Source organism: Streptomyces sp. NPDC092369 (assembly GCF_044755245.1).
GTDB lineage: Bacteria > Actinomycetota > Actinomycetes > Streptomycetales > Streptomycetaceae > Streptomyces.
The window spans coordinates 194441-209809 of record NZ_JBIVQP010000009.1; the positions used below are offsets into that span (position 1 = coordinate 194441).

Here is a 15369-nt window from a genome sequence, read left to right on the forward strand (position 1 = left end):
ACGCCGCGAGTCCCTCGAGGTCTGGAACATCGACCGGCACGCGCCACCCCCTCGTCCCCAGAGCACCGGTCTCCACGGGCATCACCCTGCCCGGCCGCCCGGTATGCCGTTCGCGCCGCCGTTCCGCAGGTAGCCGAGCAGAGTCTGGTCGCATCCCTCGTCGGCGAGTGCCTCGACCGTGTGCCGGACGGTCTCGTGGACCAACGGGATCCCGCGGCGCAACGTCTCCCGGGCCACGGGAGTGAGCTGTACGTCGACGCTGCGCCGGTCATGGGCCGCAGTCGAGACGGTGATCAGCGCGCGGCTTTGCAGCCGGGCCACCAGTCGGCTCGTGGCCGACTGGCTCAACCCGATCTCGGTGGCGAGGTCTTGCAGGTACAGCCAGCCGTGCGCGGTGTCGATGTGCTCCTGCAGCATCGTCAACGCCCGGAACTCGCGAAGGCTCAGCCCGAAGTCCTCATGGAGCCGTCGCTCCATGGTGTTCTCGATCCGTCCGTGGAGGCGGTCCAGTGCTCTCCAGCGGGTGATCAACGTCGAGCCCTGGCCTGTCATCGCCGTGGGCTTCCTCACCGGCCCGGCACATCGGTGGACTGCTCACCGCGACGGGGGTTTCCATGAGCCACGAAGGCGTCGCGTGGCCGCTGCACCGAGGTCAGGGAGACGATGTCCCTGCCGAACGGTACGGCGGTGATCCATACGGCGAGCACCCTGACCTTCCGCTCCCACGTGGGTATGGCCAGCACGTGGTAGCTGCGGTGCATGAGCCAGGCCGGGAAGCCCTTGACGACCAGACGCCGGTACTGAAATATCCCGCGCCCCAGGCCCAGGGTGGCGACCACTCCTAGGCTGTGGTGCACGTAGTCCTTGACGGTTCGCCCCCGGAGCGTGGCCAGGATGTTCTTCGCGAGCAACTTGCCCTGGCGCACCGCGTGCTGGGCGTTGGGAACCGTATGAGCTCCTGGGCGGTGTGCCGCGAGGTCGGGAACGGCGGCGTCGTCGCCGGCGGCCCACACGCCTTCCAGCGGGGCTTCCTCGGTTCCCACGCGCAGATCGGCCCGCACGGTCAGCAGCCCGCGCTCGTCGACGGGAAGGTCCGTGTGATTGTGCACGATGGGGTTGGCCGCGTTGCCGGCGGCCCACACGAGCAGGCAGGAGTCGAATTCCTCGCCGTTCGACAGCACGATGTGCCCGTCCTGCGCGGAGACGAGCTGGGTGTTCAGGTGCACCTCGGCTCCGCGCTCACGCAGCGTCCGCACTACCCATGTGCCGGGTCCGTCCCCGACCTCCGGCAGGATGCGGTCGCGTGCCTCGACCAGATGGAACCGCAGGTCGTCCGCCGAGAGTTCGGGATAGTGCCGGAGCAGGGCGGTCGCCAGAGAGAGAAGTTCCCCGAACCCCTCCACACCGGAGAAGCCACCGCCGACGAAGGTGAAGGTGAGGAGCCTGCGACGGTCGGGACCCGGAGGCAGCATCGCCGCGCGGTCGAAAGAGGTGAGCAGTCGGTCGCGGATGGCGACGGCTTCCTCGACGTGCTTGAGGCCGATGGCTTCCTCTTCGACACCGGGTATCGCGAACGTACGGGTCACGGCTCCGGCCGTCACCACCAGGATGTCGTACGACAGCTCATGATCCGGACCACTGTCCGGGCGGACGGTGACGGTGTGGTCGTGATGGCTGATGCCCGTCACCGTTCCAGCGATCAGCCGTGTGCGATGCAGGTGCCGCCGTAGGGACACCGCTGCGTGGCGTGCCTCGATCGAGCCCGCCACGACCTCGGGGAGAAAGGGCTGATAGGTCATGTAGGGACGAGGGTCGACGACAGTGACCCGTGCCTCGCCCCGGCGCAGCTTCTTCTCCAGGCCCCACGCGGCGTAGAAGCCCGCGTAACCGCCACCCACGATCAGGATCTCCTGCACGGCGTCCTCTGTTCTCTCGGTTTCGTCATCAAGACCGGACGGGCGCCGCAGTTGTGACCTCGGCCGTGGCGCCTGTGTCGCCACGGGGAAGCCGGCAGCCGATCGCGGCAGTGAGCCGGTAGGGCGGTGTCACAACAGACATGCGCAGGCTGTCTCCTACCGGTGAGCGCCGCCGCTGCCTGGTCGGCCGCCCGTCCGAGAAGAACCGGCGACCGAGCGTCAGGCGTACCGGTGTCCGGAGCGGGCAGCGGATGGAAGCCCTGTTGTCGATCACCAGCAAGACCGCAATCCGAGCCCTGATGGATCGGAAAAGCCCACAACCGGCATTGACCGCAACGTTGCACGTGTCCGAGTTGCCTCGCTCCTGAAGGCTCTCGGCCGGCGCCGTTGTCGGTGGCCCGAGGAGTACACGTGACCAGCACCGCTGAGGCCCCCAAGTCAGGAGCCGGACCGGCTCATCCCGAGCATCTCGGGCATGTCATCTTCATCGCAGCGGCGGCCGCGATGGGCGGTTTCCTGTTCGGCTACGACAGTTCCGTGATCAACGGCGCGGTCGAGGCGATCCGGGACCGCTACGACATCGGCTCAGCGGCCCTGGCGCAGGTCATCGCCGTCGCCCTGATCGGCTGTGCCATCGGCGCGGCGACCGCGGGCCGCATCGCCGACCGCATCGGCCGCATCCGCTGCATGCAGATCTCCGCCGTGCTGTTCACCATCAGCGCCGTCGGCTCCGCACTGCCCTTCGCGCTGTGGGACCTCGCCTTCTGGCGGATCATCGGCGGCTTCGCCATCGGCATGGCCTCCGTCATCGGCCCCGCCTACATCGCGGAGGTCTCCCCGCCCGCCTACCGCGGCCGGCTCGGCTCCTTCCAGCAGGCCGCGATCGTCATCGGCATCGCCATCTCGCAGCTGGTCAACTGGGGTCTGCTCAACGCCGCCGACGGCGACCAGCGCGGCACGCTCATGGGCCTTGAGGCCTGGCAGGTCATGCTCGGCGTCATGGTGATCCCGGCCGTCCTGTACGGGCTGCTCTCCTTCGCCATCCCCGAGTCCCCGCGCTTTTTGATCTCCGCGGGCAGGATCGACCGCGCGCACACCGTGCTGCGCGAGGTCGAGGGCGACGAGGTCGACCTGGACGCCCGGGTCGCCGAGATCGAGCACGCGATGAGGAGCGAGCACAAGTCGACCTTCACGGACCTGCTGGGCGGGGGCGGGTTCTTCTTCAAGCCGATCGTCTGGGTCGGCATCGGCCTCTCAGCCTTCCAGCAGCTCGTCGGCATCAACGTCGCGTTCTACTACTCCTCGACGCTGTGGCAGTCGGTCGGCGTCGACCCCACGGAGTCGTTCTTCTACTCCTTCACCACGTCGATCGTGAACATCGTCGGCACCGTGATCGCCATGATCTTCGTGGACCGCATCGGCCGCAGGCCGCTGGCCCTCATCGGATCGGTCGGCATGGTCGTCGGTCTCGCGCTGGAGGCCTGGGCCTTCTCCTACGACCTCGTCGACGGCAAACTGCCCAGCGCCCAGGGCTGGACCGCCCTGATCGCCGCCCACGTCTTCGTCCTCTTCTTCGCCCTGTCCTGGGGTGTCGTGGTCTGGGTCTTCCTCGGCGAGATGTTCCCCAGCCGGATCCGCGCCGCCGCCCTGGGCGTCGCCGCCTCCGCGCAGTGGATCGCCAACTGGGCCATCACCGCCAGCTTCCCGTCGCTGGCCGACTGGAACCTCTCCGCGACCTACGTGATCTACACGGTCTTCGCCGCGCTCTCCATCCCCTTCGTCCTGAAGTTCGTCAAGGAGACAAAGGGCAAGAAGCTGGAGGACATGGGCTGACGCATTCCCGCAGATCTCCCGGGACGGTGTCACACCGTTGCTACTGGCGTGGTCCTACTCCTGTCGGGACGGAGCGCTCGTCGTGGATACCGCGATGCGCGCCCCGTCATTCGGCGCCTTGTCGAGCCGACGCATCGCCGAGGCGTCGACACGTCGGGCCTGCTCCACGAGGCGCAGCAGGCCCCAGGGAGAGGTAGTGCTATGAAGATGGTTGTCTTCGACGACGGCCGGCCCACCACGGTGGAGACCGCGCAGCGAGTGAGGGACCACGGTCACGATGTCGCCGTGGTCTCCGCGTTCACCGGTGGCGAGAACCTCACCGAGGCCGACCTGGTGGAGATGCTGACCGGCTCCTCAGTTGTGATCGATCTTTCGGGCCCGCCGTCCCTCGACGACGGCACTCTGACCGAAGACGACGGGCTGGTGATCGACGAGGACGCCCTCCTGGCGCGGACGCGCCGCACCACGGCCGATCTCCTCGCTGCCGAAGCAGCGGCCGGCGTCGAGCACCATGTCTCGCTGTCCGTGGTGGGCGTGGACCGGGTGCGGGCGGAGGGCGCCTTCCGGGCACTGCGGGCCCAGGAAGAGATGATCCGGCGTTCCGGGATTCCCTACTCGATCGTCCGCGCCACGCAACTGTTCGAGTCGGCGGAGGAGATCGCGGCCGCGACCACAGAAGACTGGATCGTGTGGGTGCCGCCCGTCGAGATACGTCCGGTCGCCTGCGCCGAAGTGGCCGCGCTGCTTGCCCACACCGCGGCGTTCAAACCGTCGAACGGTGTTCAGGAGATCGCCGGCCCCGAGCAGTTCAGGTTGGACACCTTCGTCCGCGCGGCATTGACCGCGGACCCGGACCACCGCCGCGTCTTCGCCGACAACCGCAGCACCGTCTTCGGCACCCGGATCCGGCACACGGATCTCCTGCCCGGCCCTGGGGCCCACATCGCCCAGCAACGCTACGGAGACTGGCTGGCCAACCAACCCGTGCCCGAAGCGGCGAAGCCCTGACAGGCCGGGCGGCTCTCCCTCGCCGAGGTCCCGGCCGCCGGACTTCAGGGAACTCGGGCCGTCCATTCCGCTGTGGTGAACTTCGTGCGCACGAGTTCTTGCGCACGCTCCATCTCGGCGTGCGTCACGGTGCCCACGGCGAGTCCATAACGGGTCCTGAAGGATCGGATCAATCCTGCGATGACGGCCTCCCGTTCCAGGCCGGTCTGCCGGCGCAGCGGATCCACTCGCTTCCTCGCGCTCTTCGTGCCCTTGTCCGACAGCTTCTCCCGCCCAGTGCGCAGGACACTGAGCATCTTGTCGGCATCGATGTCGTAGGCCATGGTGACGTGATGCAGTACGGCGCCGGGTCCTCCGCCCGGCCCCACGACGCGCTTCTGGGCCGCGCCGGCGATCTTTCCTTGGTCGGTCGAGATGTCGTTCAGCGGCTGGTACCAGGCCTTGATCCCCATCTCGCCGAGCGCGTCGAGCACCCAGTCGTCGAGATAGGCGTAGCTGTCCTGGAAGGAGAGCCCCTGCACCAGCGCTTCGGGCACCGACAGAGAGTAGGTGATGGTGTTGCCGGGCTCGACGAACATCGCCCCTCCGCCGGAGATACGGCGCACAACCTCGAAGCTGTGCTCGCGGGCGCTGTCGAGATCGACTTCGTTGCGCAGGGACTGGAAGCTGCCGATGATCACGGCCGGGTTCGCCCATTCCCACACCCTGAGCGTCGGCGGCCGCCGTCCGGCGGCGACCTCAGCCGTGAGGACCTCGTCCAACGCCATGTGGAGCGCCGGGCTCTGCGGGCCGTCGTGGATCAGCTGCCAGTCGTAGTCGGTCCAGTCGCTGGCGTGCGCCAATGCCCGGCGTACGGCGATGCCCACACCTTCGGACGTCAGGCCGTACATGACCGTACCGTCGGGCAGCGCTCGGTCGATGCGCGCCGCCAGACCGGCTGCGTCGGTGTCGGCCGGGGCGCCGTCCAGAGCGCGATTCACCGCGTCGAGGGCCTCGTCCGGTTCGAGGAAGAAGTCGCCCGCGACCTGGGAGCGCCGCAGCAGGCCGTCCTCCACCTCGATGTCTACGACGATCAGCTTGCCGCCAGGAACTTTGTACTCACCATGCACGGTCTCGCCCGCCCTTCCGCTCAGCCGTGCAACCGTGTGAGAGCCGTGAGTGTTCCCGAGACCATCGGCGGCTGAGCGCGCGATGTCTGCGGGGTGCACCGCGCTTGATCAGGCCGTTGAGCTGATGCCCTAGGGGTTGCCCTAGGGGAGCTCTGGCCGGTGCCACCGTCCAGATCGAAGAGCGTCAAACACTGGCAGGCTGATCACAGTGTTCTGGGAGACTGCGGGATGGATATCCGCGGCTGTTCCGGAAGGCGTCCGCGCCGGCCTCGGGCGCTGTCCGAACCCCGGCGGATCGCGCCCGAGGCATGACGTACGCGCATCACAGGGACCGGTAAAGTCCCCGGCCGGCCCGCTGGATCCGGGAAGCGCCGACCAGGCGGTCGAGCGTGCTGCGGATGGCGTTGATGCTCCCGCTGTCGGTGTCACGACCGAGCGCTGCGGCCACGTCACGAGCCCGGACGTCCTTGTCGGCCGCGTGCGTGAAGAACTCCATGATCTGTTCGGTGAGCTGTCCGTACTGCTGCTGGTCGGTCGTCCTGGACCGAGACGTGGTGTCCACCTGCGGCTCCTCGACGAGTGAAGGGCCGGCTTCCTGTACCGCCTCCACACGATGGGACCGCTCGGCATCACCGGTGGACGTGGACCCTGCCGCGTCGGCGGGGTCGGACATCAGGACCGACAGGGCGCTCAGAGCACGCTGTACGGAGTCGAGGTGCGCGGCGACGGCGGCCAATTCCCTCTCAAGTGACCCCTTCTGCAGCTCCAGCCGAGCCAGATCCGCCTGGAGGCTCTCAGCGGTGTTCTCGATGTTGTGCGCCGCGCGAGTTGCCGGGACCATGGCTTCCTCTCATCCTCACCCCCACGCGCCGGGCTCTGCCCAGCGAGGCTCTGGGGCCGCTCGGCTCGGACTCCGGCGTGGGATACCTCATGACATCGTATGCGGGATCATACTCTTCACCGCAGACGCACCAGTGCGAGTCGAAAGATGCAAACGAGCGTCCCACTGTCCTGTACGGACCGCTACGGAGACCCGACGGGTGCCGAACGGTCAGGAGGGGTGTCAGGACTGGCAGGGAGCGGAACGCCGACGCAGTTTGTCGGCGGTCTCCTGGATGCGCGCATCGACATCGGCCAGCTGCTCACGGAGCATGCGAACCCGCTCCGTGAGCAGAGCCGCTTCCGCTGCCAGGAACACGGTGGTGGCCGAGGACCGATCGTCGTGATCGAAGTCGTGGCTCATGGGGTGTCCTTCCTCGCGGGCCGGGTCGGCTGGAGCATCGCGCGACCGCCCAGAAGCGCTGGGCGTGCGGCCCGGCCGCACGATCCGTCAGTTCACACGTCGGACCGGGCCGGCTCCGGCAGGTCCGCCCTTGTGCGGGTGAGCGAAGGGCCCGTCCGGCGCCTCCGGATGTGCCCGCTGCTTTGACCGAGCAACGGGTGTCTCTGTGACAAGCGCGGTGGAGGCGGCCGTTTCTGACGGTCGTGCAGTGGTGTGCCGGGTGTGAGTCCGGCGCGGGCATCTGCGCACTCCGGAGAGAGGTCCCCGTTCGCCCGATGCGAGGGAGTCCAGCACGCCGGGGGCACCGGGCTCGACTCTTCCTGCTGAGTGTCGTAGAGCCGCACGGTGGCCCAGAACGGTCATGCCTAGTGATCAACCGTGTATTGGATGTGGTGACACCGGCGCTTTCGCGGACTCAGGGTGTCCCGAGCTTGGCCGGTGCCTTGGAGAACTCCCCGATGAGGCGTGTGCCGCTGCCCAGAAGTACGGGGACGCGGTCGACGTGGACCTCGTCAGGCAGTCCGGAATCCAGAGCCCGCCGATCGAGAGCGCAGGCGGTGACACCGGCGTGTTTCGTCGCCGCAGCGTCCTTGGCCTTGAGTACGGCGCTGAGTAGGCCGCCTGCTGAATTCGGAGTGTGCCGGGGCTCATCAATTTCATCCGCCGTGCCCCGGCACAGACTCCACCATCCTGATCGCGGCACTGAGAGGCAGATCGTGCGTCGCACGTGTGACAACCCTCGACATGCCGGGCCGCGGCACCGGCCCGCCCGGCTCGTTCAGTGGATCCGCCGAGGTGATCTCCTGCGCCGTCGGTACGGATTGGACACACGTCACACCGTGAGTCACTCAACTCCGCTCGTTAGGGCCCACGGGCCTCGCGACCGACTTTCTTCTTCTTGGAGCTCATGGAGTGTCACTGTTCGACAAGCTCTTCGGTCATACGGAGAGATCGCGGCAATTGGGAGATCGCCGCAATGAGCACGCACGGCGTCCGATCGGCCGCCGCTGTGACTCTGCGACCTGTTTCTCGACGCGGGCACATCCATGGCGGTTATGACGTCCCTCGGACGCCCATGGGGTAGCGCCGATAGCACCCCACCCGTCTCCGCAACGCGACTCGACCATCACATCTTCGAAAGGCATCACTCATGAACCCTTCGTCCCGCATGCACCGTGCCCGGACTCCGCTCACCGTCCTGGCCGGATCTTGCATCGTCGCAGCCCTCACCGCCACGACCATCGCGCCGGCGTCCGCGCACAAGGACACCGCCACTCAGCGGACGAAGCCCACGGTGGTACTTGTCCACGGCGCGTTCGCCGACTCCACCAGCTGGAACGGGGTCATCAGAGAGCTTCGCCACGACGGTTATCCCGTGGTCGCCGTCGCCAACCCTCTGCGCTCCCTCAAGGGCGACTCCGCCTACCTCAAGGACGTCCTGGCGAGCATCGACGGCCCGGTCGTGCTCGCAGGCCATTCCTACGGCGGCTCCGTCATCAGCAATGCCGCCACGGGGGACAAGGACGTCAAGGCGCTGGTGTATGTCGCCGCCTTCCTTCCGGAAAAGGGCGAGAGCGCGGTCGACCTGTCGGGAAAATTCCCCGGCAGCACCCTCGGTGACGCCCTGCGTCCCGTGCCGTTCACCAACCCCGACGGCTCCCAGGGCACTGACCTCTACATCCAGAATGACAAGTTCCGGCACCAGTTCGCCGCCGATGTGCCCCGTGACCAGGCCGAGTTGATGGCCGTCACGCAGCGACCGGTGACCAACGCCGCCCTGGCCGAGGGCGCGGCCGAGCCCGCGTGGAAGACCATTCCGTCCTGGGTGCTGATCGCCACACAGGACCTCAACATCCCCCCGAAGACACAGGAGTTCATGGCCCAGCGGGCGGGCGCACACATCACGAAGGTCCGTGCGTCCCACGCGGTGAGTGTCTCCCAACCCGGGAGGGTCACCGACGTCATCGAGGACGCCGCTCGATCGGTGCGATGACATAGAGGGGGCCCGGAGCGCTCACCGCTCCGGGCCCCTTCACGGGCGCTTCCGGCTGGTCGATCAGGTCCAGGACACCAGCTGCACCGGTTTCCACCGCGTCGTGCGGTATCCGCCGCACGTGCGGCCGTCCTCAGCGTCTTGCACGACGTAGTAGAGCCACACCGCACGGGCCGAGAAGTCGAATGGCAACCCGACCAGCCATGGGGCATGCGAAGTGGTGCCCGAGCGGGTTGAAGCCCCAAGCGCGGTAGTCGTGTTGATCGGCATGGCGGTTCGTCTCCTTCCCGGCTCGGACTGCCTCGGTGACGTTGTGTGTCCGGATCTGAGGGGGAACTCGTACGTCCCTTTGCTCTCCATCACTGGACAGACCCCCGATAGGTGACAGATCACGTCGGCGCACGGGCCACACCCGCGCCAGGAGGAGCCGATGAACCATCCACGGCACATCACCTCGGCAGGCCCCAGCGATCTCGATGCCGCCGTGGCCTTGCACCGGCGATGCTCTTCACAGACTTTGTGGAGCCGTTACCACCGAGCCATGCCCGACGCGCGCAGCTACCTGCCCGCGCTGCTGGGCCGCCATGGATCGGTCCACCTGGCCGCCTGGGACGGCTTCGGCCGCATCGTCGCCCTGGGACACCTCATGCCGGACCGCTCATCCGCCGAAGCCGCCCTTCTCGTGGAGGACTCCTGGCAGAACCGCGGACTCGGGACCCGGTTGCTGCGGTGCCTGGGCAGCCATGTCACCGACGGCGGCTGGAAGACGGTCTACGGTCTCGTCCTCCCCGGTGACGAACGGATCGACGCCGTCCTACGCCATGTGCCTGTTCCGGTGCACCGCCGTGACGAGGGTGGCGTCATCAGAGCCTGGACGCGTACCCGCGACCTGGAAGCCCTCCACCTCGCCCCGCGCCCGCTGCGCGCTCGATGGCGTACACCAGGACTGAGACAGGGAGCGTGACGTAACCCGGTCTCGTACAGTCAGCTGGATACTTCGGGGGCCGGGCGTCGACGCCGTCAACTACCACGACGGCAACGCCCGGAGCGATCCCGAGACCGAGTTCCTGGCCACCAAGATGTGCGCTCGGGGCAACCTCATGCACGAGCTGGTCGGTGAGACACCTGCTCGAAGTACCCCTCGCGGGACGCACCGGGAGAACCGCGCGCCTGTCGGCCGATGCATCGGAGTCGGTGTGGAGGTGATGAGGATAGTTCCTCCGGCGACGGGCCTCTCCGCGCGCCGGTATGCGGAGGGTCAGCCGAACATGCCGACCTGGTAGTCGCCCGCCGGCCGACGGTTGATGACGTTGACGCGGTTGTAGACGTTGATGAGTGTGATCGGCGAGATCAGCGCGGCACCGGTCGAACTGTCCGCGATGCGCCTGCCCTGTTCGGTCAGTTCCAGCACCGCACGCTCGGCATCGATGAAGACGGTGGCCTCGCGCCAGGTGGCCAGCAGGTCCAGACGCAGCTGCGTCTCTCCGGCCGCCGCAGCGTCCTTTGGCATACGGTCCAATGTGTGGACATGGTGGTCCGGTCGACTGCACCGTGGACCCCGGCCCCTGCAGATCTGGGGCAGTCCTGACGGAAGCTCCCGAGATTCACGGCAATCGCATCACGTGAATGATCGCGTTGCACCACGAACATGTGGATCTCTACGTCGACGGTACGTCGCTGTCCAGTGCTTCCGACGCCCATGGTGTGGCACTTGCATTGCGACCCAGACCGAAAATCCCGGATTTATTCTTTCGGCCCGCCGTGTCACACACCAGCTCTCGTCCCGGTCTCATGAGGTGAGAATCCCAGCCTCGCCTCTGCCGAAGGAGCATGCCGTGAGCGCCGTCATTCTCGAACCACGCCCAGGTTTTCGCCGATGTGCCCGCCAAGCCGCCGCTGCTGCTGCACGTACTCGGAGTGGAGGGGGTGCGAAGGCTCGTCGTTGTCGGCGACTCCGCCGGCGGCACCATGACCGCCGCCCAGACGCAGTGACCGACGTGCCCCAGGAGACGCCGAGAGCGACCAGACCTTCGCCCACGGCCACCTGGCGACCCAGGTCAAGGAGTGGTTCTGAGACGCGTACACGAAGGGCTCCGCCCAGCGCGCGCAGAAGCACCTTCAAACACGTGTGGCTTTCCGGCACGTTGAAAGGCCGATTCCATCCGTTGAGATGCCACATCCGGGCCGGGGTTTGAGTCTGCGGAGGGTGGGCGCATCCACGGCGGTCCTGGCAGTAGCACGTTCATCTTCGGAGTACACAAATGGACACGAACAAGCAGACAGCAGCTCGCGGCCTGATCGACATCGAGGCCCATCTGTACCGGGAGGCCCACCTCGGCGCGGCCCGTCGACGGCTGGCCGAATTCACCGCGCGGGCAACGGACTTCAGCTCCAGTCAGAAGCGCGATCTGGAGCGTTGGTACCTCGACGAGCAGCAATACGTGGCGCGGATGGTCACCGATCACATAGCCGACAGCATCAATGTGGTGGAGGAAGCGCACCGCCTTCGATTCGGACGGTGGCTGCGCGGAACACTGATCGCCATGACACTGATCAGTGTGGTGCTGTTCGCGTGCGTGGCCCTGGTGGCGTGCTCGGTGGCCTGAGCAGCAGAACACGGGCCGACGTAAACGTATCCATTTGCATCCCAGCTTGGCCACCGCTCAGGGGAACCGCACGCCAGAGGTGAGGCCGTGGCCAGCTACACCACGACAAGGGACACGATCGGAACCCGTACGCCTCCTGAGGGGGCTCACTACCGGCCTACACCAGGCTCCGCGGCCTACGAGGACCTGTACGTCCACTCAGTGTGGGCCCTGCTGACCTCCCACCGATAGCTGCCTCCGTCCAGATCGGCCATGATCGAGGGCTGTTGCCGCTGCCGTAATCTCGGACGCCGTCGTAGTCCGTGATGGGTGCGGCGGTCGCCTTGGCGAGGTTGTCGTAGCCGCCCGGTGCCGGGTCCGAGGGCCCGCCCGAGGGCGCCGGTGAGCGGTTGCGTCCTGACTGGTCGTAGATCACGGTGATCAGGCAGGTCGTGCCGCGCGGAACGGGTCCTGCGTGGCGGCGTTGGCGACTCCGCCCTGGCTCAGGACGCCGAAGCTGTGGATGGCGTTGACCCTGGCGCGGCAGACGCGGGTGAGGGGGGCGGTGTAGGAGGCGTTCAAGGCGCAGGTGGTGCGGTGGGCCGCCACGCAGGGGTGCCACCGACGGCGTACGGGTCGCAGGGAAGCGAGGTGGCGGCGGGGGTGGCCGGCGCGGCCGGTGCCGTGCCGTTGAGCAGGCCGACGCTCAGGAAGCCTGTACGGCCGATACGGCGGTCACGGTCACGGTGTCGTCGCACTCGGCGAACTGTCCGTCGTCCAGGGCCACTTGGTGCGCTCCGGACCCCGGCAGCCGGACGACCATCGTGGGATACAGCACGGGTGCCGAACCGGACACGCAGTACCCGTCGGCCTCTCCCTGCACCTGTACGAACGTCAGCTTCACCCACGCTTTGCCGCCGGGGGTGACCTTCACTGACGTTGCGGCTCCGGTCGGCTTGACGGTGAGCGGCACGTTCATCTCGGGAGAGCCGTTCGCGGCGCCGGCCACCGTGGGGTGGCCCTTGAGGACGCACGTCTGTGCGGACACGTTGGTGAATTCGACGACGGCCGCCCCTGTCCCCGTACCGGCCGGCCGCACGGCGGCCTGACGGGCGGTTGCCTTCAGACTGCCGGCGGAACAGGTTGGCGCCGAACCGCCCGGAGCGGGGGTGGTCGACGCCGGCGCGGAGGCGGCGGGCGCGGGCTTGGAGGTGGTGCTGCCGGGTTGTGGAGCGCTGGGAGTGGGGGAGGAGGCCGCGGAGCTGGCGGCCCCGGACGGAGTGACGCCGCCGTCTGCTCCGTCTGCGCTGCCGTCACTGGGCTGACATCCTGCCACCGCCAGCGCAGCCGAAGCTACGAGGACCGCCATCGCCGAACCGCGCATTCCGTTGACGTACCGCATGCTGTTCCCCCGAGTTCGAGTTGTCCGGAGCGCGGTGTCTCGTCGCCCCCCGTCGAACCAGACACACCCCTGGAGTTGGTAGTTCTCCCGCGCTCTGACCTGTGACCCGCCGGTGACGAAACGCGTGTCGAATGCGAAGACGCCCGTGCGAAACAGAACCTCTCGGTCTTCTCCATCGTCTTGAGGGAGAAGCGGAGCCGAGACGCGAGGCGCCTGTTGGTTCTGTCGTTGCATTTGAGGTTTCAGCGAAAGGCTGTCGATGTGGTGTTAGTGGATCAGAGGGCGAGACGGGTCGGTGCGATCGCGGGAGCTGCCGTCGCGGCGATCGTGGGTCTGTCCGGCTGCTCGGATGACCCGGAGTCCGGCGAGGGCCAGAAGCAGCCCGTAAGCAGTTCCCCGGTCAACGACAAGAGCAAGTCGCCCGAGGCAGGTTCGGCAGCGGCGTCGGGCGTGGACCGGTCCTCTGCCGAGAAGGCGATCACCGGCCGGGTCGCGGCGCTCATCAAGGGCGATGTCGAGGAGGCGTGCCTGCTGATGGCGGAGCCGGCGGACGGTTCCCGGCCCGCGCAGGTCGGCAGTGCGAAGACATGCGGCGACGATGCGCCCGAGCGTGGGCGGATGAAGGCGACGCTCGGACAGCTCAAGGAGTCGTTCACTTCCGACCCGCCTTCGACCGATCCGAAGGTGGAGGTCACACAGGCCCTCGGCGCAGCTGACAAGGTCACGGTCCCCGCAGCCGAGATCAACGTAGACGGCCAGGCCCTCGACAAGATCGTCCTGTCCCACTCAACCGGCGTGACGCAGGACCAATTGGACATCAAGGTCGAGTCCAGCAAGATCGAGGACTCCTGGTACGTGACCAACCTCGACTTCAACGTCGGCTGAGGCCGTTGCGCCGTACGCCGTGATCGCACTGACCGGCATCGCGAGTCGGAGGCCGAGCGGACAGCCGCGCGGGGACACCGACCGGTGGGCGGCATCACCGTGGACGCAGCCTCCCGGCGGCAGCCGGACAGGCACTGCCGCCCTGTCCCCCTGCCGGACCCTGAGGTCCGACGGGAGGGGCAGGTCTCTGCCGACGCTGGTTCGGCTGGAGCCCGGCGGTCACCGGACCTCGGATTTCGACCAACCGTCTCAACCGCCGTAGGGGCGCCCCAGCCACTGGATCAGGCGGCGATGCACGGAGGAACTCTTCTGGAGGCGCCCACACTCTGAATCGTGGACGGCGTCACGAGAAGTGCGAGCGGAATGGTCATCGGGGCAAGTCAGAGGCTAGGGCACTTTGTATCCGGCGGTGCGGAACAATTCGTACCATTCGGATCGGCTGAGAGGGATATCGGAACCGAGCGCGGCGGCCGTGACGCGTTCCGGCGTGGTCGTGCCGAGCACGACCTGCATCTGTGCGGGGTGGCGCGTGATCCAGGCGACCGCGATCGCCTCGGCCGGTACGCCGTATTTGTCGCTCAGCCGGTCGATGACTGCGTTCAGCTCGGGGAAGCGTTCGGAACCAAGGAAGGGGCCGTCGAAGAATCCGGCCTGGAAGGGCGACCACGCTTGGATGGTGATGTCGTGCAGACGGCAGTAGTCGACGACTCCGTCATCACGTACGACCGACTGATCGAGGTCCTGCATATTCGCTGCGACACCCTGCGCGATCATCGGGGCGTGAGTGATCGACAGCTGAAGCTGGTTCGCCACGATCGGTTGCGTCACGTGCTTGCGCAGCAGGTCGAGCTGTCGGGGGGTCTGGTTGGAGACGCCGAAGGCCCGTACCTTGCCTGCCGCCGACAACTCGTCGAAGGCGCGGGCCACCTCCTCCGGCTCGACGAGAGCATCGGGACGGTGCAGCAGCAGGATGTCGAGATAGTCCGTGTTGAGTGCCTGGAGTGAACCGTTCACCGACTCGATGATGTGGTCGTAAGAGAAGTCGAAGTACGGCCCGTCCTTGACGATGCCGGCCTTCGTCTGAATGACGAACTGCTCACGCTCCGACGAGCTGAGTTTCATGGCTTCAGCAAACCGACGCTCGCAACCGTGGTCGTCCGAGCCGTACACGTCGGCGTGATCGAGGAAGGTGATACCGGCGTCGCGCGCAGTGTTCACAAGTGTGCGCACCGCCTCGTCGGTCATGTCCTGGATACGCATCAGTCCAAGGACGACGTTGGGCACCACAATGCCGGTGCCGGGCAGGGTGAAGGTCTTCATGTGGCTCTTTCGCTGTGCGGGGACGTTTTGGACGGA

General features: G+C 67.2%; 14 protein-coding genes and 2 pseudogenes. 6 read left to right on the plus strand and 10 right to left on the minus strand.

What is annotated here, in order from left to right; translation table 11 throughout:
- Positions 1 to 81: 81 nt before the first annotated feature.
- Positions 82 to 552, minus strand: coding sequence for a MarR family winged helix-turn-helix transcriptional regulator (locus tag ACIQI8_RS41735; RefSeq protein WP_402363310.1), 471 nt, complete (start codon positions 550 to 552; stop codon positions 82 to 84).
- Positions 553 to 566: 14 nt separating this feature from the next.
- Entirely contained in the window at positions 567 to 1916 is a 1350-nt protein-coding gene (locus tag ACIQI8_RS41740) for an NAD(P)/FAD-dependent oxidoreductase (RefSeq protein ID WP_402363313.1), read from the minus strand.
- 411 nt (positions 1917 to 2327) lie between these two features.
- On the opposite strand from ACIQI8_RS41740, the gene ACIQI8_RS41745 reads away from it, so the two are divergent.
- Positions 2328 to 3749, plus strand: coding sequence for a sugar porter family MFS transporter (locus ACIQI8_RS41745; RefSeq protein ID WP_402363316.1), 1422 nt, complete (start codon positions 2328 to 2330; stop codon positions 3747 to 3749).
- Between the two features lie 201 nt (positions 3750 to 3950).
- Entirely contained in the window at positions 3951 to 4757 is an 807-nt protein-coding gene (locus ACIQI8_RS41750; protein ID WP_402363319.1) for an SDR family oxidoreductase, read from the plus strand.
- 44 nt (positions 4758 to 4801) lie between these two features.
- On the opposite strand, the gene ACIQI8_RS41755 is transcribed toward ACIQI8_RS41750, so the two are convergent.
- The 3 genes from ACIQI8_RS41755 to ACIQI8_RS41765 form a co-directional block, all read right to left on the minus strand.
- Positions 4802 to 5866: a biotin/lipoate A/B protein ligase family protein gene (locus ACIQI8_RS41755; RefSeq protein WP_402363322.1), complete on the minus strand. Its 1065-nt coding sequence runs from the start codon at positions 5864 to 5866 to the stop codon at positions 4802 to 4804.
- Positions 5867 to 6188: 322 nt separating this feature from the next.
- Entirely contained in the window at positions 6189 to 6707 is a 519-nt protein-coding gene (locus tag ACIQI8_RS41760; RefSeq protein WP_402363325.1) for a hypothetical protein, read from the minus strand.
- 222 nt (positions 6708 to 6929) lie between these two features.
- The gene (locus tag ACIQI8_RS41765; protein ID WP_402363328.1) at positions 6930 to 7109 is read right to left on the minus strand and encodes a hypothetical protein; all 180 of its coding nucleotides are present in this window, start codon (positions 7107 to 7109) and stop codon (positions 6930 to 6932) included.
- Positions 7110 to 8298: 1189 nt separating this feature from the next.
- Between ACIQI8_RS41765 and ACIQI8_RS41770 the strand changes: the two genes are divergently transcribed.
- Positions 8299 to 9141 (plus strand): alpha/beta fold hydrolase, encoded by an 843-nt coding sequence (locus ACIQI8_RS41770; protein ID WP_402363331.1) that lies wholly within the window; start codon positions 8299 to 8301, stop codon positions 9139 to 9141.
- A gap of 63 nt (positions 9142 to 9204) precedes the next feature.
- Here the strand turns inward: ACIQI8_RS41770 and ACIQI8_RS41775 are convergent, their stop codons facing one another.
- Entirely contained in the window at positions 9205 to 9411 is a 207-nt protein-coding gene (locus ACIQI8_RS41775) for a hypothetical protein (RefSeq protein WP_402363334.1), read from the minus strand.
- Between the two features lie 271 nt (positions 9412 to 9682).
- On the opposite strand from ACIQI8_RS41775, the gene ACIQI8_RS41780 reads away from it, so the two are divergent.
- Complete coding sequence (locus ACIQI8_RS41780) at positions 9683 to 10105, plus strand: N-acetyltransferase (protein ID WP_402363337.1); 423 nt, start codon at positions 9683 to 9685, stop codon at positions 10103 to 10105.
- Between the two features lie 294 nt (positions 10106 to 10399).
- On the opposite strand, the pseudogene ACIQI8_RS41785 reads toward ACIQI8_RS41780, so the two are convergent.
- A pseudogene (locus tag ACIQI8_RS41785) lies at positions 10400 to 10657 on the minus strand (carboxymuconolactone decarboxylase family protein); the annotation flags it as partial.
- A 745-nt stretch (positions 10658 to 11402) separates the two neighbouring features.
- Here ACIQI8_RS41785 and ACIQI8_RS41790 point away from each other — a divergent pair.
- The gene (locus ACIQI8_RS41790; protein ID WP_402363340.1) at positions 11403 to 11747 is read left to right on the plus strand and encodes a hypothetical protein; all 345 of its coding nucleotides are present in this window, start codon (positions 11403 to 11405) and stop codon (positions 11745 to 11747) included.
- Positions 11748 to 11904: 157 nt separating this feature from the next.
- Here ACIQI8_RS41790 and ACIQI8_RS41795 read toward each other — a convergent pair.
- Positions 11905 to 12335, minus strand: a pseudogene (locus tag ACIQI8_RS41795) (arabinofuranosidase catalytic domain-containing protein).
- 97 nt (positions 12336 to 12432) lie between these two features.
- Positions 12433 to 13128: a DUF4232 domain-containing protein gene (locus tag ACIQI8_RS41800; protein ID WP_402363343.1), complete on the minus strand. Its 696-nt coding sequence runs from the start codon at positions 13126 to 13128 to the stop codon at positions 12433 to 12435.
- Between the two features lie 216 nt (positions 13129 to 13344).
- Here ACIQI8_RS41800 and ACIQI8_RS41805 point away from each other — a divergent pair, with 216 nt between their 5' ends.
- Positions 13345 to 14013 carry a hypothetical protein gene (locus ACIQI8_RS41805; RefSeq protein WP_402363346.1) on the plus strand — a complete coding sequence of 223 codons (669 nt, stop codon included), beginning with the start codon at positions 13345 to 13347 and terminating at the stop codon, positions 14011 to 14013.
- 387 nt (positions 14014 to 14400) lie between these two features.
- Here ACIQI8_RS41805 and ACIQI8_RS41810 read toward each other — a convergent pair whose 3' ends face one another.
- On the minus strand, positions 14401 to 15333 hold the full coding sequence (locus ACIQI8_RS41810) for an aldo/keto reductase family oxidoreductase (RefSeq protein ID WP_402363349.1): 933 nt from the start codon (positions 15331 to 15333) through the stop codon (positions 14401 to 14403).
- Positions 15334 to 15369: the final 36 nt, after the last annotated feature.

What these genes read in the sequence shown, in the direction of transcription:
- ACIQI8_RS41770 (WP_402363331.1), top strand. Translation starts at nt 8,299, where the DNA reads ATGAACCCTTCGTCCCGCATGCACCGTGCCCGGACTCCGCTCACCGTC.
- ACIQI8_RS41780 (WP_402363337.1), top strand. Translation starts at nt 9,683, where the DNA reads ATGCCCGACGCGCGCAGCTACCTGCCCGCGCTGCTGGGCCGCCATGGA.
- ACIQI8_RS41790 (WP_402363340.1), top strand. Translation starts at nt 11,403, where the DNA reads ATGGACACGAACAAGCAGACAGCAGCTCGCGGCCTGATCGACATCGAG.
- ACIQI8_RS41750 (WP_402363319.1), top strand. Translation starts at nt 3,951, where the DNA reads ATGAAGATGGTTGTCTTCGACGACGGCCGGCCCACCACGGTGGAGACC.
- ACIQI8_RS41765 (WP_402363328.1), bottom strand. Translation starts at nt 7,109, where the DNA reads ATGAGCCACGACTTCGATCACGACGATCGGTCCTCGGCCACCACCGTG.
- ACIQI8_RS41810 (WP_402363349.1), bottom strand. Translation starts at nt 15,333, where the DNA reads ATGAAGACCTTCACCCTGCCCGGCACCGGCATTGTGGTGCCCAACGTC.
- ACIQI8_RS41800 (WP_402363343.1), bottom strand. Translation starts at nt 13,128, where the DNA reads ATGCGGTACGTCAACGGAATGCGCGGTTCGGCGATGGCGGTCCTCGTA.
- ACIQI8_RS41775 (WP_402363334.1), bottom strand. Translation starts at nt 9,411, where the DNA reads ATGCCGATCAACACGACTACCGCGCTTGGGGCTTCAACCCGCTCGGGC.
- ACIQI8_RS41760 (WP_402363325.1), bottom strand. Translation starts at nt 6,707, where the DNA reads ATGGTCCCGGCAACTCGCGCGGCGCACAACATCGAGAACACCGCTGAG.
- ACIQI8_RS41735 (WP_402363310.1), bottom strand. Translation starts at nt 552, where the DNA reads ATGACAGGCCAGGGCTCGACGTTGATCACCCGCTGGAGAGCACTGGAC.